The organism is Pseudonocardia oroxyli (assembly GCF_900102195.1).
GTDB classification, from domain to species: Bacteria; Actinomycetota; Actinomycetes; order Mycobacteriales; family Pseudonocardiaceae; genus Pseudonocardia; species Pseudonocardia oroxyli.
This window is the reverse complement of sequence record NZ_FNBE01000020.1, coordinates 63,034-81,002: the sequence shown is the minus strand read 5'-3', so window position 1 is coordinate 81,002 and position 17,969 is coordinate 63,034. Positions and strand designations below refer to the sequence as shown.

The 17,969-nt window shown below is 75.3% G+C and carries 15 protein-coding genes; 6 read left to right on the top strand and 9 right to left on the bottom strand.

Going from position 1 to position 17,969, the window contains the following annotated elements:
• Positions 1–5 precede the first annotated feature (5 nt).
• From BLS43_RS25410 to BLS43_RS25390, 6 genes are all read right to left on the bottom strand, one after another.
• Positions 6–1,133, bottom strand: a complete 1,128-nt coding sequence (locus tag BLS43_RS25410; protein WP_093089222.1) for an acyl-CoA dehydrogenase family protein — start codon at positions 1,131–1,133, stop codon at positions 6–8.
• Positions 1,130–2,332 (bottom strand): LLM class flavin-dependent oxidoreductase, encoded by a 1,203-nt coding sequence (locus tag BLS43_RS25405; protein ID WP_093089221.1) that lies wholly within the window; start codon positions 2,330–2,332, stop codon positions 1,130–1,132. Before BLS43_RS25405 ends, BLS43_RS25410 begins: the two co-directional genes overlap by 4 nt.
• 151 nt (positions 2,333–2,483) lie before the next feature.
• Positions 2,484–3,809 (bottom strand): FAD-binding oxidoreductase, encoded by a 1,326-nt coding sequence (locus BLS43_RS25400; RefSeq protein ID WP_093089220.1) that lies wholly within the window; start codon positions 3,807–3,809, stop codon positions 2,484–2,486.
• A 127-nt stretch (positions 3,810–3,936) separates the two neighbouring features.
• On the bottom strand, positions 3,937–4,209 hold the full coding sequence (locus BLS43_RS29635; protein ID WP_143030221.1) for a hypothetical protein: 273 nt from the start codon (positions 4,207–4,209) through the stop codon (positions 3,937–3,939).
• An 8-nt stretch (positions 4,210–4,217) separates the two neighbouring features.
• Positions 4,218–6,029, bottom strand: a complete 1,812-nt coding sequence (locus BLS43_RS32165) for a rhodanese-like domain-containing protein (protein WP_093089219.1) — start codon at positions 6,027–6,029, stop codon at positions 4,218–4,220.
• On the bottom strand, positions 6,026–6,784 hold the full coding sequence (locus BLS43_RS25390; RefSeq protein WP_093089218.1) for an alpha/beta hydrolase: 759 nt from the start codon (positions 6,782–6,784) through the stop codon (positions 6,026–6,028). The genes BLS43_RS32165 and BLS43_RS25390 overlap by 4 nt, the downstream gene beginning before the upstream one ends.
• 859 nt (positions 6,785–7,643) lie before the next feature.
• On the opposite strand from BLS43_RS25390, the gene BLS43_RS25385 reads away from it, so the two are divergent.
• From BLS43_RS25385 to BLS43_RS25360, 6 genes are read left to right on the top strand one after another with little or no spacing between them, the layout of a single operon-like run.
• Positions 7,644–8,633 carry an ABC transporter permease gene (locus BLS43_RS25385; RefSeq protein ID WP_093089217.1) on the top strand — a complete coding sequence of 330 codons (990 nt, stop codon included), beginning with the start codon at positions 7,644–7,646 and terminating at the stop codon, positions 8,631–8,633.
• A complete protein-coding gene (locus BLS43_RS25380) occupies positions 8,630–9,526 on the top strand; it encodes an ABC transporter permease (RefSeq protein ID WP_143030220.1) in 897 nt (298 codons plus the stop codon). The genes BLS43_RS25385 and BLS43_RS25380 overlap by 4 nt, the downstream gene beginning before the upstream one ends.
• Positions 9,523–11,196, top strand: coding sequence for a dipeptide ABC transporter ATP-binding protein (locus BLS43_RS25375; protein ID WP_245707805.1), 1,674 nt, complete (start codon positions 9,523–9,525; stop codon positions 11,194–11,196). Before BLS43_RS25380 ends, BLS43_RS25375 begins: the two co-directional genes overlap by 4 nt.
• Positions 11,193–12,764: an ABC transporter substrate-binding protein gene (locus tag BLS43_RS25370; RefSeq protein ID WP_093089216.1), complete on the top strand. Its 1,572-nt coding sequence runs from the start codon at positions 11,193–11,195 to the stop codon at positions 12,762–12,764. Before BLS43_RS25375 ends, BLS43_RS25370 begins: the two co-directional genes overlap by 4 nt.
• A complete protein-coding gene (locus tag BLS43_RS25365) occupies positions 12,761–14,077 on the top strand; it encodes an NtaA/DmoA family FMN-dependent monooxygenase (RefSeq protein ID WP_093089215.1) in 1,317 nt (438 codons plus the stop codon). Before BLS43_RS25370 ends, BLS43_RS25365 begins: the two co-directional genes overlap by 4 nt.
• On the top strand, positions 14,074–14,856 hold the full coding sequence (locus tag BLS43_RS25360; protein WP_093089214.1) for an alpha/beta hydrolase: 783 nt from the start codon (positions 14,074–14,076) through the stop codon (positions 14,854–14,856). The genes BLS43_RS25365 and BLS43_RS25360 overlap by 4 nt, the downstream gene beginning before the upstream one ends.
• Here the strand turns inward: BLS43_RS25360 and BLS43_RS25355 are convergent.
• From BLS43_RS25355 to BLS43_RS31355, 3 genes are read right to left on the bottom strand one after another with little or no spacing between them, the layout of a single operon-like run.
• Positions 14,787–16,592 carry a molybdopterin dinucleotide binding domain-containing protein gene (locus BLS43_RS25355; RefSeq protein WP_245707804.1) on the bottom strand — a complete coding sequence of 602 codons (1,806 nt, stop codon included), beginning with the start codon at positions 16,590–16,592 and terminating at the stop codon, positions 14,787–14,789. The genes BLS43_RS25360 and BLS43_RS25355 overlap by 70 nt on opposite strands.
• Positions 16,589–17,647, bottom strand: coding sequence for an LLM class flavin-dependent oxidoreductase (locus BLS43_RS25350; protein WP_093089213.1), 1,059 nt, complete (start codon positions 17,645–17,647; stop codon positions 16,589–16,591). The genes BLS43_RS25355 and BLS43_RS25350 overlap by 4 nt, the downstream gene beginning before the upstream one ends.
• Positions 17,644–17,826 (bottom strand): hypothetical protein, encoded by a 183-nt coding sequence (locus tag BLS43_RS31355; protein WP_176921531.1) that lies wholly within the window; start codon positions 17,824–17,826, stop codon positions 17,644–17,646. Before BLS43_RS31355 ends, BLS43_RS25350 begins: the two co-directional genes overlap by 4 nt.
• Positions 17,827–17,969 lie beyond the last annotated feature (143 nt).

The following is a 17,969-nucleotide window of genomic DNA, read 5'->3' as shown; positions in this document are numbered from 1 at the left end:
GTGGTTCAGGGGTTCAGCAGGAGGCGACGACCGGCCGCGAGCAGCGCGGTGTCCTCCTGCGGGGGATGCACGCGGACGCACAGGACGTCCCGCAGGTGCCGTTCGAAGGGCAGGTTGCGGGTCAGCCCCGGGTTGCCGAGCGCGCCGACGGCGGTCTGCACCGCCGCGATCGCGGACCGGGCGATCTGGATCTTGAGCAGCGAGAGCTGCTCGGGGACGTGCGTCGTGGCGGCGGCCAGCAGGGCTTCGGCCTGCGCGACCTGCGCGTCGATCTCCCCGGCCACGGACTGGATCCGCTCGGTCTCGGCGATGGGGCGACCGAGCGCGGCCGGGACCCGCTCGCGGGCGTAGCGGACGAAGGCCGCGCGGGCCGCCCTGGCCACGCCGACGTAGAGCGCGGGGTGGCCGAAGCTCGCGGGCCCGGCCACGGCGGCGGGGTCGCGGTAGACGCCGTCCGCACCGCGCGGGATCTCCACGAACGCCTCGGCCGGGGTGTCGGTGTAGACCACGTCGTGGGTGTTGGAGGCGCGCAGGCCCAGGTGGTCCCACGTGTCGATCCAGCTGATGCCCGGCGCGTCGCCGCGGACGAGGAAGTGGCCCACCCGGTCGTCGTCGGTCACCGCCCACACCACGTGGTAGGCGAGCGCGGTGCCGCCGGTGGCGTAGGCCTTGTGCCCGTTCAGCACCCAGCCCTGCGGCCCGCGGATCGCCCGGGTCTTCGGCAGGCCGCCGCGCGCCGGGGCGCCGAGCTCGGGCTCCGCGCGGATCGCGTTGACCAGTCCCGGTCCGTCGTGGCGCAGCAGCTCCGCGTAGACCTCGTCCGGCCAGTGTCCGGCGGCGGCCTGGCCGAGGTGCGTGTTGAGGGTGTTCGCGACCAGCAGCGCGACGGAGGGGTCGCCTTCGCCGAGGGCGAGCAGGATCCGCACGGCGGCGTCGGGGCCCAGCCCGGGCCCGCCGTAGCGCTGCGCGACGGTGGCGGTGAGCAGCCCGGCCCGGTGGACGGCCTCGATGCCCGCCACCGGGACCGCGCCGGAGCGGTCGTACTCCTCGGCGGTGGCCGCGAGCGCGGCGGTGACCGCGGCGAGACCGGCATCGGTCAGGTCGGGCACGGGCAGGGCGAGCGTCGCCGTCATCGGACGCCGGCCAGCGCGTCGGCGTCGAAGCCCGGGGCCAGCGCGCCGGGGTGCTCGGCCTGCAGGGTGCCGCGCTGCCCGGTCGCCGCCCGGTGCGCCAGCTCCTGCCGGACCAGCGGCAGGACGTGGCGCCCGTAGTCCCGGGCGTCGGCGAGGGTGTCGTAGCCGCGGATGGACACCAGGTCCGCGCCGACGTCGATGTAGTCGACGATCGCCGCCGCGACGGTCTCCGGGGTGCCGACCAGTGCCGTCGACGCGCCGCCCGCGTTGGTGACGGCGGCGGTGCGCGTCCACAGCGCGCGGTCGTAGACCTCGGAGCGGGAGGCGAACTCGAGCGCGCGCTGGGACCCGCGGTTCTGCGGGGTGCCCTTGCCCATGAGCGCCTGTCGCCCGAAGGTCTGCGCCTCGAACGTCGCGCCGATCCGCGCGGCGTAGTCGTAGGCCTTGCGCCAGGCCAGCTCGTCGGTCCGGTCGATGATCGGCCGGAAGGTCACCCAGATGCGCTGCCGCGGACGGTTCGCCGCGTCCGCGATGGCGTGCACCCGCTCGATCTCGGCGCGCAGGTCGGCCAGCGGCTCGCCCCAGAAGCTGAAGATGTCCGCCTGCCGCCCACCGACCTGGAATGCCTCGTCGGACTGGCCGCCGATGGAGATCGGGATGGTGTCGCCGTAGGGTCGGAAGCCGGGACCGAACCCGTCGAACCGGAAGAACTCGCCCGCGTGGTCGAAGGGCCGGGTCTCCGTCCATGACCGGCGCAGGATGTCGATGAACTCGCTGGTGCGGGCGTAGCGGCGGGCCTTGGGCAGGTAGTCGCCGTGCCGGGCCTGCTCGGCGTCGTTGCCGCCGCTGATCAGGTGGACCACGGCGCGGCCCTCGGTCAGCTGGTCGAGCGTCGCCAGCTGCTGGGCGACCACCTGCGGGAGGGCGGTGTTCGGCCGGACCGCGACGATCGGCCGGAGCCGCTCGGTCAGCTGACCGACCGCGGAGGCGACGACGAACGAGTCCGCGCTCGACGATCCGTACGGGAGCAGCGTGTAGTCGTACCCCGCCTCCTCCAATGTCCGGACGTATCGACGGAAGTACGCGAGATCGATCCCGCGGGTCGGGATCGGGTCCAGCTCGGTCGACGGGTTGAGGTGCGAGAGCGAGATGAACTCGACCTGCCGGGCGGCGGTGGGCGGGATCGGTGTAGCGGTCACGGGGTCCTCCTGGAGGGCACGGGTGGGCACGGCGCGCGGTGGCGCGGTGGCGCGGTGGCGCGGTGGCGCGGTGGGCGGGACGAGGCTCGGCGGGTGGAGCGGGATCAGACCGGACAGCGGCAGGTCACCGCCGGAGCGGTCACGGAGCGGGTCACAGCGCCTTCCCCGGGTTGAGCAGGCCGTGCGGGTCGAGGGCCGCCTTGAGCTCGCGCTGCAGGTCGTGGGCGGTGTCGCCCAGCTCGGCGCGCAGCCAGCGGCGCTTGAGCAGGCCGACGCCGTGCTCGCCGGTCAGGGTGCCGCCGAGGTCCAGCGCGGTCTGGAAGACCTCGGCCGCGGTCGCCCAGACGTGGTCGTCCAGGTCGCCGTCGACGACGAGGATCGGGTGCAGGTTCCCGTCCCCGGCGTGGGCCATCGTCGCGATCCGCAGCCCGCTGCGCCGGGAGATCTCGGTGATCGCCGCGACCGCCTCGGGCAGCCGGGAGCGGGGCACGGCGACGTCCTCGACCAGGACCCGGCCGAGCTTCTCCAACGCGGGCAGCGCGCCGCGGCGGGTGGCGAGCAACGCCTCCGCCTCGGCCTCGTCCGCGGCGAGGTCCACCCGCACCGCGAAGGGCTCGACGACGGCGCGGACGGCCTCGATCTCGGCGTCCGCCCCGAACCCGTCGGTCTGGACCAGCAGGAACGCTCCACTGTCCGCACCGTCGGCGCCGAGCGCCTCCAGGCACCCCGCGTCGAGCAGTTCCGCGACGGCAGGCTGCAGCCGGGCCGCGGTGAGGGCGGCCGTGGCGGCCGCCGCGGCCCCGAAGTCGGTGAACCACGCGGCCAGGGTCGCGGTCCGGACCGGGATCGGACGCAGCCGCACGGTGGCGCCGACGATCACCCCGAGGGTGCCCTCGGAGCCGACGAACAGCCCGGTGAGGTCGTAGCCCGCGACCCCCTTGACCGTGCGCCGGCCGGTCCGGATCCGGCGGCCGTCCGCCAGCACCACGTCCAGGCCGAGCACCGAGTCCCGGGTGACGCCGTACTTGGCGCAGCGCAGACCGCCCGCGTTGGTGGCGATGTTGCCGCCGATCGTGGAGATCGCCGCGCTCGCCGGGTCCGGCGCGTAGCGCAGGCCGTGGGCCGCCGCGGCCGCGTCGAGGTCGGCGGTGATCACGCCCGGCTCCACCACCGCGAGCTCGTCGGCCGCCGAGAGCTCGGTGATCCGGTTCAGCCGGGTGAGGTCCAGGACGAGGCTGCCCTCCCCCGCCACGGCACCGCCGGACAGCCCGCTGCCCGCCCCCCGCACCACGACTGGGGTGCGGGTCGCCTGGGCGTGGGCGAGCACGGCCACGACGTCCTCGACGGACTCGGCGTGCACCACCGCGTCCGGGGCGCTGCCGGGGTCGAACCCGGAGCGGTCCAGTCGGTGCGCGGCACGGACCACCGGGTCGGTGGTCCAGCCGCGCACGGCGTCGAGGGGCAGAGTACTGGTCATCGCGTCGCTTTCCGCGGTCGGCCTTCCCGGGAGAGACCGGGGCGGCGGCCCGCACGGGGCGGGCCGGCTTCGGACGCGCCGGGTGGCGCGCGAGGTCGGGTCGGAGGCCGGCGCAGGCTGCGCCGGGTCAGCAGGAGCGACAGCCCGCCGAGTTGACGATGCCGTGGTCGATCACCCGGCGCTGCGTCAGGACCGTGCCCGGGCACGCCCGTCCCCCGGAGGGGGCAGTGGCGGTCCGGCGCGGCATACGAACAGTGAAACCCACGCCGCGCGCCCGGTCCAGCGACGAATCGGCATCGTTACCGATCGCGATGCGTGATCGATGGGCCGTCGACGGGGTGACCGGCGCCTGCGCCGCGCGCCGGTCCGGTGCCGTGAGCGCCGCGGAGACGACGCTCACGGCGGCCGTCATCGCCCGGAGCCCGGCTCCGGCCCCGTCGCCACCGGGCGGGCGGGGTCGTTGGACCACGCCGACCAGGAGCCCGGGAAGAGCGCCGCGGACACCCCGACGCTCGCCAGCGCGGCGACCTGGTGCGCCGCCGTCACCCCGGATCCGCAGTAGACGCCGATCTCGCCCTCGCCGAAGGCCGCGAACCGCGCCCGCAGGTCGCGGCGGAAGCGACCGTCCGGGTCGAGGTTGTCGCCGGTGGGGGCGCTGCGCGCCCCGGGGATGTGCCCGGCCCGCGGGTCGACCGGCTCGACCTCGCCGCGGTAGCGCTCCCCGGCCCGGGCGTCGAGCAGCAGCCCGGTGCGGGCGAGCTCGGCCGCCTCGTCGGCGTCGAGGACCGGCAGGTGCCCGCCGTCGAGGACCACGTCCCCCGGCTCGGGCACGACCTCGCCCGTCTCCAGCGGGCCCTGCGCCGCCGTCCATGCGGCCAGGCCGCCGTCGAGCAGTCGGACGTCCGGGTGGCCCGCCCAGCGCAGCAGCCACCACGCCCGCGCGGCGGCCAGACCACCCGAGGCGTCGTAGGCGACGACCGGGCGGTCCGCGCGCACCCCCCAGCGCCGCGCGGCGGCCTGCAGGTCGGCGACCTCCGGCAACGGGTGCCTGCCGTCGGTCGGCTCCCCGTGCCCGGCCAGCTCGGTGTCCAGGTCGACGTACACCGCGCCCGGGAGATGGCCCTCCGCGTGGTGCGCCCGCCCGTGCGGGTCCCCGAGCGCCCACCGCACGTCCAGCAGGACGGGCGGGTTCGGACCGTCCAGCTCCGCCGCGAGCGCCGCGGCGTCCACCAGGACGTCCAGGTCCGGGAGCACGGCGCGCAGGTCCGCGTCCTCCAGGGAGCCCACCTCGGTCCCCGCGCCCACCGCGCGCTGCAACCGGGCCTGGACCGCCGCGTTGCGGGGGGCCTCGGCGCCGTGCAGGCGGGCGAGCAGGGCGATCTCGCCGTTGAGGAAGTCCGTCTCCGGCGGCGCGCCGCGGCGCAGGCTCTGCCACGTGGACCGCCCGGTCGGCGGGCGGCCGGGGATCGGCTGGGTGCCGAAGCGGCCGAGGTCCAGCGCGGTCTCGCCCACGAGGTTCGCGGCGTCCACCCCCGCGCGGGCGTAGACGGCCCGCAGCTCGTCCCGCAGCGCGGCGACGGCCCGCTCGCGCAGCGGGCTCGGCGGGTACAGGGCGTCGAGCGCGTTGCCGATGATCCCGGGCAGCTTGCCCGCCTTCCAGCGGGTGATGTCCGGGACGGCCTCGGCGAGGTGACGCGCCTTCTCCAGGTCCGCCACGATCGCCGCGGCCCGGGGATCGGTGCCCGCCGGGTAGCGACCCAGCCACACCACCCCGGCCGCGGGAGCGCCCGGGGCCTCGACCTCACCGGCCGTGACGTAGGCCGACGGCGACCACGCCACGGCGCCGTAGACCGTGGCGAACCGGCGCAGCGCCACCCGTTCGGCCTCCAGGCCGTTCTGCAGGGTGACGACGGGCAGGACCTCGGCCGCGGTGCGGTCCCCCACCGGCCGCCACGCCCAGTCGGCCAGGGCGGCCTCGGCGTCCTGCGCCTTGGTGGCCAGGACGAGGACGTCCTCGGGGCCCAGCTCGACCTCGTCGGCGGCCGCCGCGGGCACAGCGACGCGCTGCTCGCCGTCCGGGCGCAGGTAGCGCAGCCCCTGGCGCAGCGCGGCGAGGTGCGCCCCGCGGGCGACGAGGACGGTCGAGAGCCCGGCGAGGTGCAGCTCGGCCGCCAGGGTGGCCCCGACCGCCCCGGCACCGATCACGACGTACCGACTCACGTGAGGTCCTGCGGGAGCGCGATCGGGCCCGCGCCGAGGCGCAGGCGCTCGAGGAACAGCACCGTGGTGGCGGCGGCGGTCCGGTGGGTCTGGTCGTTCAGCGCGTCGTGCACCCCGCCCGCGATGGCGACCAGCTCCGCCTCGGGAGCCTGCGCGTACCACCGCCGGGCCTCCGCGAGCGGGGACAGCGCGTCCGCGTCACCGTGCAGGCCCAGGACCGGGACGGTGACGGCGGCCGCGCGGGCCGCGGCGAGCCATTCGGCGGGCACTGCGGTCCCGAGGGCGCCGTGGCGCACCGCGTCGTCCGCCGCGAGCCTGCCCCGGTGGGTCGGGCAGGAGGTCCGCAGGGCGAGCTCGTCGTCCCAGCCCGCGTCCGACCGGGCCTCGGCGACGGGCAGGCCCGCCACCACGAGGCCTGCGATCCCCTGCGTGCCCTCGGCCGCCAGCAGCGCGGCGAACAGCGCGCCGGTGTCCGAGCCCACCAGGACCCGCGGCGGCGGACCCGCCTCGCCCGCCTCGCTGGAGGGCGTGCTGTCCAGCAGCGCCCGGACCTGCGCCCGGGCCCGGCCCTCGTCGACCGTGGGGTCGGAGACCGCCCACACGCGGTAGCCGTCCGCCGCGATGCGACGGCCGAAGCGCTCGTAGACACCGGCGTGCTCACCGCGGCCGGGCACGACGACGACCGTGCCCCGCGGCGCGATGCCCTCGGGCTCGGACCACGACGCGACGACGGGAACTGCACCCGCGATGGTCATGCGGGATCACCTCGTTATCTCGGGGGGAGGATATCTCAGGAGACGCCACCCCCGCCGCGGGCGGGGAGGTGACGGACGCCCGGGCACCGCGGAGCGGCTGGTCGGGCGTGGCGACCGCGGCGCGGTCCGGGGAGGCGGGCCGGGACGGTCCCGCCGGGGAGGACGCCTTACGCGCGGACGCCCACGCGACAGGCCGCGGAGTGGACGACCCCGTGGTCGATCACGCGGCGCTGGGTCAGGCCGTCACCGCGCGACGGGACCCGGGCACGGCTCGGGCGGCGCAACGGACGGGTCACCCGAGCAGTAGACCCCGCAGGCGGGCCCGCCGTCCAACGCCGATTGGTCATCACTATCGATCGCCCGGGGTGATCGGTCCCGGCCGCGGGCCCGCCCCCGGAGCCCGTCCGACAACGGTCGCTTATCGGTTCCGATCTGCTTTCGTGGTTGGACGAAGCCGTGACCAGTGGGCTTTACTCTCCGTGTGTCGAACCCGCTGCCCCGTCAGGCGATGGTGTCGCCTGCGCCGCGGGTGGCCCCGGCCGCGCACGCCCCGAGCGCTCCGTCGACCTCGTCGACCTTCAGCCGGCGTCGCGTCATCGACCACGGCACCGTGAACTCCACGAGCTGTCGCTCCTTCTGATCCGCAGGCCGTAGCCCGCGCGCACGTCTGCGCCGGGCCGACCGCGCGCCCGCGTGCCCTCCCCGCCCCCGCGTCCCCGGGACCCGGGCCGCGCCCGCACGCCGTCCGGGTCCCGGGCACCGCCGTGCCCGTGCCCGTGCCGTGCCGTGCCCGAGCGCGGTCGACCTCGCGCACCCACCCGCCGGGTCCCCGTCCCCCTCCCCCGCAGAAGGGTCCACAGTGTCCGCCTCCGAGCTCACCCAGGAGCGCGCCGGTCCGCCGCCGCGCCGCCCACACGTGCCCCGACCACCCGTCAGCCTCCGGTACGTCGGCGGTCGCCTGCTGACCGGGCTGATCGCGGTGTGGGGCGCGGTCACGCTGGTGTTCTTCGCCCTCTACGCGACCGGCAACCCGGCGATCCTGCTGGTCCCGCCGGACGCCCCGCCGGACGAGATCGCCCGGCTGACCCGCCTCATGGGCTTCGACCGCCCGTTGCCGGAGCAGTACGGCACGTTCCTGCACAGCGTGCTGACCGGGTCGTTCCCCGACTCCATCCGCTACGGCGAGGACCCGCTGCCGATCGCGCTGGAGAAGATCCCGGCCAGCCTGGCCCTCGGGGTGAGCGGCCTCGTCATCGGCACCCTGCTGGGCGGGGTGGTCGGGTACGTGTCGGCGACCTCCCGCTCGACCTTCCTGAGCCGGGTCCCGCTGGGGGTCGCGGTCGGTCTGGAGTCCATCCCGACCTTCTTCGTCGGCATCGTGCTGGTGATCGTGTTCGCGGTGCAGCTGGGCTGGTTCCCGGTCACGAGCACCGGCGACGCGGCGAGCCTGGTCCTGCCCGCGTTCACCCTGGCCTTCGCGTTCGTGCCCACCGTCGCCCGCGTCTTCCGCACCGCGCTGCTCGACGTGCTCCAGGCCGAACACCTGCGCACCGCCCGGGCGAAGGGTCTGCCGCGGCACACGCTGGTCTGGCGCCACGTCGTGGCGAACTCCCTCGGCACCACGCTGAACGTGGTCGGGATCCAGGCGGGTGTGCTGCTGGGCGGGGCGGTGGTCACCGAGTCGGTGTTCGGCTGGCCCGGCCTCGGACAGCTCTCCATCAACGCGGTGCAGAACCGCGACTACCCGCTGGTGATCGTCTGCGTGCTGGTGATCGCCGTCGGGTTCGTCCTGATCAACCTGGTCGTCGACGTCCTGGCGGCCATCGTGGAACCGAGGTTGCGGTCGTGACCCTCCTGCAGACCGACGACGCCGACGCGGTCCGGGCGGCCGAACCGGACCGGCCCGCGCGCCCGCGCCGCACCATCGGGATCGGCGGGTGGGTCGGCGCCGCGCTCCTGGCGGTCGTGGTGCTCACCGCGCTCGCCGGCCCCCTGACCTCGGGCGACCCGCTGGCCCAGGACTTCGAGGCCATCCTGCGCCCGCCGTCTGCGGCGCACCTGTTCGGCACCGACGAGCTCGGGCGGGACGTGCTGGTGCGGGTGGTGTTCGGCGGCCGGACGGCGCTGGCGATCACGCTGGTGTCCGCGGTGGTCGCCTCCGCACTCGGCCTGTCGCTCGCGCTGCTCGGTGCCCTCTACGGCGGTTGGGTCGACGCGCTGGCCGGCAGGCTCGCGGACGTCCAGCTGGCGGTGCCGTCGATCGTGCTCGCCATCGTGGTGCTGTCGTTCGTGGGGAACTCGTTCGTCCCGATCGTCGCCGTCCTGGTGCTGGGCTCGTGGGTGCTGACCTTCCGGGTGATCCGCGGGCACGCCCGGGCCGTCGTGCGCGCGCAGTACGTGGAGGCGGCGCGGGTCGCGGGCGCGGGCCGGTTCGGCGTGGCCCGCCGCCACCTGGTGCCGAGCGTGCTGCCGCTGCTCGCGGTCGCCTTCACCATCAACGCCTCGTCCGCGCTGCTCCTCGAGTCGAGCCTGGGCTACCTGGGTCTCGGTGTACAGCCGCCCCAGCCGGACTGGGGGCAGATGGTCGCGAGCGGGCAGGCCCAGATCTTCACGGCGCCGTGGATCGCGTTGTTCCCCGGCCTGGCGGTGGTCGTGACGGCCGTGGGGCTGCAGCTGCTGGGCGACGGGCTGGCCGAACGGTTCGTCGGCGGCCCCGCCGTCAAGAGAGGACTCGCGCAGTGACCGCACAGACCGTCCGACCACTGGTGACGACCCGGCCGACGCCCACGGGCGACCCGGTCCTGCGGGTGCGCGACCTCGCCGTCGGGCTCGACGAGCCGGACGCCCGGGAACCGATCGTCGCGGGCGTCTCGTTCGAGGTGCGCGCGGGCCGGTCCGTCGGGCTGGTCGGCGAGTCCGGCTCCGGCAAGACCCTGACCGCGTTGGCCGTGGCGGGGCTGCTCCCGTCGGCGGTCCGGGTGGACGGCGGCCGCGTCGAGGTCGCCGGACGGGACCTCACCGGGCTCGACCCGCGGGCGGCTCGGGCGCACCTGTCCGCGACCGTCGGCGTGGTCTTCCAGAACCCCACCGCCTCGCTCAACCCCCGCATGCGGATCGCGGCCCAGCTCCGCGAGGCGCTGCCCGCCGGGACCTCCCGCCGGGAGGCCCGCGCGCGGGTCGCCGAACTCGTGCGCGCGGTCGGGATCCCGGACGTCCACAAGACGCTCGGCGCGTTCCCGCACGAGCTCTCGGGTGGGCTCAACCAACGCGTCGTCATCGCGATGGCGCTCGCCCGCGAGCCCGCGGTGCTGATCGCCGACGAGCCGACCACCGCGCTCGACGTGTCGGTGCAGGCCCAGGTGCTCGACCTGGTCGACGAGCTGCGCGAGCGGCTGCACCTCGGCGTGCTGCTGGTCAGCCACGACATCGGGGTGATCGCCGACCGCACCGACGACGTGCACGTGATGTCCGCGGGCCGGATCGTCGAGTCCGGACCCACCGGCGAGGTGCTGCGCGACCCGGCGCACGAGTACACCCGCACCCTGCTGGCGGCCACCCCGAGCAGGCTGGAGCCGGTGCGGGTCGCCCCCCGGGAGGACCCGACGCCGGTCCCCCAGCTGCGGGTCGAGGGACTGCGGCGCGCGTTCACGGTGCGGGGCGGCACGGGTCGGGCCCGGCACGTCGCGCTCGACGGGGTCGACCTCACCGTGGCCCGGGGCCAGGCGATCGGGCTGGTGGGCGAGTCCGGCTCCGGCAAGACGACGCTCGCCCGCATCGTCGTGGGCCTCGAACGCCCGGACTCCGGCGTCGTGTCCTACCAGGGCACGCCGCTGACCGGTCACGACCGGGCGCAGCGACGACGCTGGCGGCAGGAGGTCCAGTACATCTTCCAGGACCCCTACAGCTCGCTGGACCCGCGGCTGACCGTGGCCCAGACGCTGCGGGAGCCGCTCGAGATCGCCCGCCGCGACCTGTCGCGGCGCGCGGTCGCCGCCCGCGTCGACTCCCTGCTGGACGAGGTGGAGCTGCCGCGGAGCTTCCGGGACCGGCACCCCGCGGAGCTGTCCGGCGGGCAGCGGCAGCGGGTCGGCATCGCCCGCGCGCTCGCCACCGAGCCGTCGTTGATCATCGCCGACGAGCCCGTCTCGGCCCTGGACCTGTCCGTGCAGGCGCGGATCCTCCAGCTGCTCGGGCGGCTGCGCCGCGAGCGGAACCTGACCTACCTGTTCATCTCCCACGATCTCGCCGTCGTCCGCTACCTCTGCGAGGACCTCGTCGTCCTGCGCGGGGGCCAGATCGTCGAGCAGGGCCGCACCGCCGAGGTGCTGGCCAGACCCACCAGCCCCTACACCCGGGCCCTCGTCGAGGCGATCCCCGGGCGCTCACACCACACAGACAGGGACGCACCGTGACACACAGACCCTCCGCCCGACGCGGGCCGGTACGACTGCTGACCGCGGCGGTGGCCGCCGTCCTGCTCGCGGTCCTCGCCGCCTGCGGTGGAGCCGCGGCGGGCGGCGGCGAGACCCCGCAGGTGGGTGACGTCCTCCGGCTGGGGCTCTCGCGCCAGATCACCGGCGTCAACCCGCACAAGGGGGGCTCGCCGGACTCGTCGGGCTCGATCGTCGGCTCGATCTACGAGTCGCTGACCCAGATCGGGCCGGACCTGACCGTGCAGCCCTCGCTGGCGACCGCGTGGACCAGCACCGACCCGCTGCACTGGCGGTTCACCATCCGGACGGACTCGACGTTCTCCGACGGCTCGCCGCTGACCGCGGACGACGTGGTCTGGAACTTCCAGCAGCTGCTCGACCCGGACTACAAGGGCACCGCGGGCGCCCCGCTGCGGAGGTACCTGACCTCGGTGACGAAGGTCGACGACAGCACCCTCTCCTTCACCCTGTCCCAGCCCGCCCTGGACCTCCCGGGGCGCCTGTGGTCCATCTACATCGCGCAGCCCGCCTTCGCCCAGTCCCACAACCTGGACAACGAGGCGCTGGGCAGCGGGCCGTACAAGCTGGACACGCTGGACCAGGAGAACGGCGCCACGCTGTCGCTCAACCCGCACTACGCCGGGCCGAAGCCGCAGTTCGCGCAGGTCCGGTACACGGTGCTCGCCTCGGAGGCCCAGCGCGTCGCCGCACTGCGGGCGGGCGAGCAGGACCTCATCCTCAACCTCGACCCGCTGGACCTGGCCCAGTTCCGGGACTCCGACACCTACGACACGGTGCTCGGCGTGGGCAACCAGCCGCTCACCCTGGCGATCAACGAGCGCAGGACCGGCACCCCGCTGGCCGACCCGCGGGTGCGCCAGGCGCTCAACTACGCCACCGACAAGGACACGATCATCAAGAGCCTGCTGCAGGGCGCGGTGACCCCGCTGCCCGGCCAGGTGATCTACGACCCGTTCCAGCAGCCCGACCCGGCGGTCTCCGCCTACCCGTACGACCCCGAGAAGGCCAAGCAGCTGCTCGCGGAGGCCGGGCACGCGGACGGGCTCACGCTGACCGTGCTGCTCTCCTCGGGCACCTACGTCTCGCAGGACGCCGCCACGCAGGCGATCGCCGCGCAGTGGGCGAAGGTGGGCGTGACGCTGAAGATCGAGCAGCAGCCCTTCCCCGCCTGGCTGCAGAGCCAGTACGGGCCGGACGACCAGGCCGCGGACTTCTACTACATCATGTGGGGCGGGGCCTTCCGCGGCGACGTGACCGGCAACTTCGGTCCCTTCCGCAGCGACCACATCCAGAGCCACCTCGACGCTCCGGAGTTCGACGCGCTGACCACGCGCGCCCAGAACGCCACGACCGAGGCCGAGAAGACCGACCTGGTGAACCAGGCCGTGCAGAACGCCCACGACGAGGCGCACGCGATCTTCCTCTACCCGTCGCCGTTCACCGGCGTGGTGTCCAAGGGTCTGCAGTGGACGCCCAAGCCGAACCGCTACCTGTACGCCCAGGGCGTCGGAAGGGTCCAGCCATGACGGATCGACAGCTGTTCCTCGGGGGCTACATCCTGTTCCCGAGCGGGCACTACGCAGGCGCCTGGCGCCACCCGTACTCGTCGCGGGACTGGCTGGGGCGGGACTTCCTGCACCAGACCGCCCGCACGCTCGAGGCCGCGAAGTTCGACCTCGCCTTCATCCCGGAGACGATCAGCCACAACGAGGGCTTCACCCGGCACGGGCACTCCAACTCGATCAAGCACGACCCGGCGCAGGTCGCGGGCCAGATCGCCGCGGTCACCACCCGTCTCGGGGTGGGCGTGACCCTGTCGACCAGCTTCAACGAGCCCTACAACCTGGCCCGCACGCTGCTCAGCCTCGACCACCTCTCGGGCGGTCGGGTCGCGTGGAACGTCATCCAGTCGCACGGCCCGGCGAACTACCTGAACTTCCCGCACGCCGAGGAGCTCACCGGCTCCGCGCTCTACGACCGGGGGGACGAGTTCGTCGAGGCGGTCCTGGCGCTGTGGCGGTCCTGGGGGCCCGACGCCCTGGTCCAGGACCAGGAGTCCGGCGTCTTCGCCGACCCGTCGAGGATCACCGTCCCGGACTACAAGGGCCGCTACGTCGCGGTGCGCGGGCCGCTGAACCTGCCGCCCAGCCCGCAGCAGCACCCCGTGATCATCCAGGCGGGCGACTCGCCGCGCGGCCGGGAGTTCGGCGCCCGGTGGGGGGACGTGATCTTCGCGATCGAGCGCACCCAGGCCGACCTGCAGAGCAAGAAGGACGACCTCAAGGCCAAGGCGCGAGCGGCCGGGCGGGATCCCGAGCGGATCCGGCTGTTCGCCGCGGTGCAGCCGATCGTCGGCGAGACCCGCGAGATCGCCGAGGCCCGGCGGGACTTCCTGCGGACCCGGATCACCCCCGAGTCCGGGACGACCTTCCTGAGCCACTTCGCCCGCATCGACCTCACCGGCGTCGACCTGCAGGCCCGCTACGTCGACGTGCTGGCGGAGCGGGCGACCGACGGCCAGACCGAGTCCCGCGCGATCTCCCAGCTCGACGACCTGCTGGGCGCGAGCCGGGACCGGGTCACGATCGCGGAGGCGGGCATCGCGTTCTCGACCAGCGAGCTCACCCCGCAGGTCGTCGGGACCGGCGAGCAGGTCGCCGAACAGCTCGCGGAGATCTTCGGCTCGGGCGCGGCGGACGGGTTCCTGATCACCCCGACGCACTTCCCGGGGTCCTTCGAGGACTTCGGCCGGGCCGTCGTGCCGCACCTGCAGCGGCTCGGCGTGTTCCGGACCGAGTACGAGGGCACCACGCTCCGTGCGAACCTGGGGCTCTCATGACGAGCACCGAGACCGAGCTGCGGCTCACCAGCGGGTGGGGCGGGTCGCTGGCCACCACCTTCACCCCGGGGACCGGGGACGGCGCGGTCCTGCTGTTGCACGGGTTCCTCTCCGACCGGCGGGCCGGCGGTCGCTTCGACCGGCTCGCGGCGGAGTACGCGGCGCTCGGCCACGCCGTCCTGCGGCTGGACCTGAGCGGGTTCGGCGACTCCGACGGGGAGGTGGTCGACGCCGACCACCTGCTCGCGGACGCCCACGCCGGGCTGGACCACCTCGACTCGCTCGGCTACACCCGCCAGGTGGTGCACGGGCAGAGTCTCGGCTCGGCGATCGCGTTGCGGGTCGCCCCGCGGCGGCCCCGGGTCCACACGCTCGTCCTCACCGGGGCGCTGACGGGTGCGGGCACCGGCGACACGCCCTACCCGTTCCTCGACGACGCGCAGCTCGCCGCCTGGTACCGGGACGAGGACGTCCCGCTGGCGGTCGACTCACCGACCCGCACGCACGTCGTCGTCAACCGGCGGCGGCCGAAGCTCGGCGCCGACGGCACCCAGGCGGAGCTGCTGGGTGCGGTGTCGGTGCCCGTCCTGGTGATCCACGGGGACACCGGCGCACAGGAGCAGGCGCTCGCCGCGACCACCCTGGCGGGCGAGCACCTCCTGCCCCCGGGCTCCCGCGTCCTCGTGGTCCCCGGCGCGACCCACACCTTCTACGAGAGCCAGGACGCGGTGGCCGCCGCGGCCGTGGAGTGGGTGCGCAGGCACGTCCCCGCGGACTGACCGGGCGGGCCCGGCCCCCACGTGGGGGCCGGGCCCCGCTCACCCCACCGGCGGCGCGAAGGCCCGGACCTCCCGGACCGGGGCGTCCCAGCGCTCGAGCGCGACGGTCGTGTGCTGGCCGGTGCAGCCCTGTGCAGCGGGGAGGTGCCCCGGTCGCGGGTCAGGACGTTCGGGTTGCCGTGCACGCAGAACGGCACGTCGGCGCCCGGGTCGAGGGGGTCGAACCAGGCGCCGGTCGGCAGCTGCACGACACCGGCCCGGACCCCGTCGGTCACCTCGGCGGCCGCCAGACAGGCGCCGCGGTCGTTCGACAGCCGGACGAGGTCGCCGGTCGCGATGCCGCGGGGGCCCGCGTCCGCGGGGTGGATGCGCGCCACCTCCCGGCCACGCACCTTGTGGGCGCGGGAGTGGGCGCCGAAGTCCAGCTGCGAGTGCAGCCGGGTCGCGGGCTGGTTGGCCACCAGCCACAGCGGGTGGCGCTCGTCGGGCGCCTCGGTGGGCGGGAGCCAGGTCGGGTGGCCGGGTGCGTCGGGGTAGCCGAACGCGTCGATGGTGGCCGACCACAGCTCGATCCGGCCCGACGGAGTGGGCAGCGGGTGGGCGTCGGGATCGGCGCGGAAGGCCCCGATCACCCCGCCGGTGTCCGGGGTCTGCGGGACCGCGGCGACGGGGACCGACACCCGGTTGCGGCCGTAGTGCCCGATCGAGCCCAGGCCGTAGCAGAACCCGCCGCCGGGCAGCCCGATCTGGCCGAGCGCCGCGGCCAGCGCGAGGCCCGCCCACACCGGCTGCTCCCCGAACTCGGCGCGCTGCAGCGACTGCGCCACGGTGACCAGCGTGCGTCCCGCGGCGGCCCGGCGGGCCAGCTGCCGGATCTCCGCGGCGGGCACCCCGGTGATCTCGGCGGCCCATTCGGCGTCCCGACCCCGCAGGTGGGCCGCCAGCGTGTCCCAGCCGACGCAGTAGCGGTCGAGGAACCCCCGGTCGTGCAGGTCCTCCTCGACCAGGGTGTGCAGCAGCCCGAACATCAGGGCGGTGTCCGTGCCGGGCGGGACCGACAGCCAGCGGGACCCCTCGGGCAGGTCCGACCGGAGCGGCCCGACGTTCACCAGGAGGCCGCCGCGCGCGGCGGCCGCAGCCAGGGCACCCCGCTCCAGATGCGCGCTGATCCCGCCGCCGCCGACCGCGCTGTTCTTGAGGTTCATCCCGCCGAAGGCGAGCACGGTGTCGGTGTGGGCGGCGACCTGGTCCCAGGTCACGGTGCCCTTCGACACCAGCTCGGACGGGCCCAGGACGTGCGTGAGCACGGTCTGGGCCGCGGCCCCGCTGTAGTCCCCCACCGACCGGACGTACCCGCCGACGGCGTGGTTGAGGAAGCGGTGGACCTGGCTCTGGGCGTGGTGGAACCGCCCGGCGCCGGCCCAGCCGTAGCAGCCGCCGTACACCTGCTCGGGCCGGTACCGGCGCAGCTCCGCGGCCACCCGGTCCAGCACGGCGTCCCACTCGACCTCGACGTAGGAGTCCCGGCCCCGGCGGTCGTCCGGCCCGGCGCCGTCCTCCCACCAGCCGCGGCGTACGGCCGGGCGCCGCACCCGTGCCGGGTGGTCCACGGCGGAGGGCACGTTGTCCAGCAGCGCCGACGGGTCGGGGTCGCCCGCCCGCGGCACCACCCGCAGCCCGTCCGCGGTGAGCGTGCCCCGGAACGCTCCCCAGTGCGTGCTGTGGGTCCGGCTCACGCCGGGGACCAGCCGAGCGCCGGGGCGACGTGCCGGGCCAGGTCGGTGATCAGCCGGGTGTTGGCGGGCAGCGCGAACGCCGGGGGCAGGAACAGCACGATCTCGTCCGCGGCGGCCAGGCCGGGGTCGGTCGCCACGGTCGCGGCGACCCGGTCGGGATCGCCGTGGTGGACGGGGCTGATCACCACGCCGCCGCGCGGGGCCGCGCCGATCACCGGGGTGAGCGCACCCTCCGGACGCGACGCCGCCATCCCCTCCGTCCGCCGCTGGAGGTCGTAGGCGGCGTAGGTCTCGCGCAGCTCCGGCGTCGTCCCCGGCAGGATCGAGGCCGCGACCGCGACGGGTGGGGGCTCGCTGTCGTGGGTGGCCCGCCAGGTGGTGCGGTAGGCCTCGATGATCCGGGCCTGGTACTCGGGGAAGGTCTCCCCCGGCTCCAGGTCGTGCAGCACGGTACCGGTGATCAGGCCGAGCCCGAGCCGGGCGGCGTCGACGGCGGAGTCCAGGCCCGCCGCACCCCGCCGCAGCCGGGACCGCAGACCCGGGCTGTGCGGGGTCACGCGCACCTCGGTGCCGATCGGGGCGCCCTGCCCCTCGCCGTCGACGGTGTGCAGGGCCTCCCCCGCCACGGCCGCGACGAAGCGGGCCAGCCGGCGTCGGGCCTCGGTGCGCGGGTCGTCGGCGACGGGTCCGAACACCGGGTCCCACAGCGCCGTCGAGCCGGTGGCCAGCGCCAGGTCGAGGCGCCCGTCGACGAGCAGGTCGGTGGTGCCCGCCGCCTCCGCCAGCAGGATCGGGTCCTGGTAGCGCATCGGGAGCACCGCGGACCCGAGCCGGATCCGGGAGGTGTGCTGGCCCACCGCGGCGAAGAACGGCAGCGGCGAGGACAGGTAGTGGTCGAAGTGCCGCTGGTAGGCCCAGCCCGCCTGGTAGCCGAGCTCCTCCGCCGCGCGGTACAGCGCGATGCCGTCCCGCAGGCCCGCCGCCGGGCCCGCGGAGTCCGTCCAGGACACGCGGGTGTTGAACCCGAGCGTGCGGGTGCGGATCGAGGTGGTCATGTGGCCTCCAGTAGGTGTGCTGCGCGCTCGCGCAGGACGACGTCCTCGGGTGGGGCGTGGTGCAGGCCGGTCCGCAGGTCGCGGTACAGCCGCTGCCAGACGTGGTCGCGCCGCCCTCGACCAGGTCCAGGGCGCGCGCCGCGACGCCTGCGGAGATCGCCGCGAGCAGGATCGGCCACCAGACGACCTTGCGTCCGCCCGCCCCTTCGGGCCCGAGGTCGCGGTCGGCCCCCACCCGGACGTCGGTCAGGACGAGGTCGTGCCCCACCGAGCCGCGCAGGCCGAGGGTGTCCCAGCTCGGGACGATCTCGACGCCCGGCGC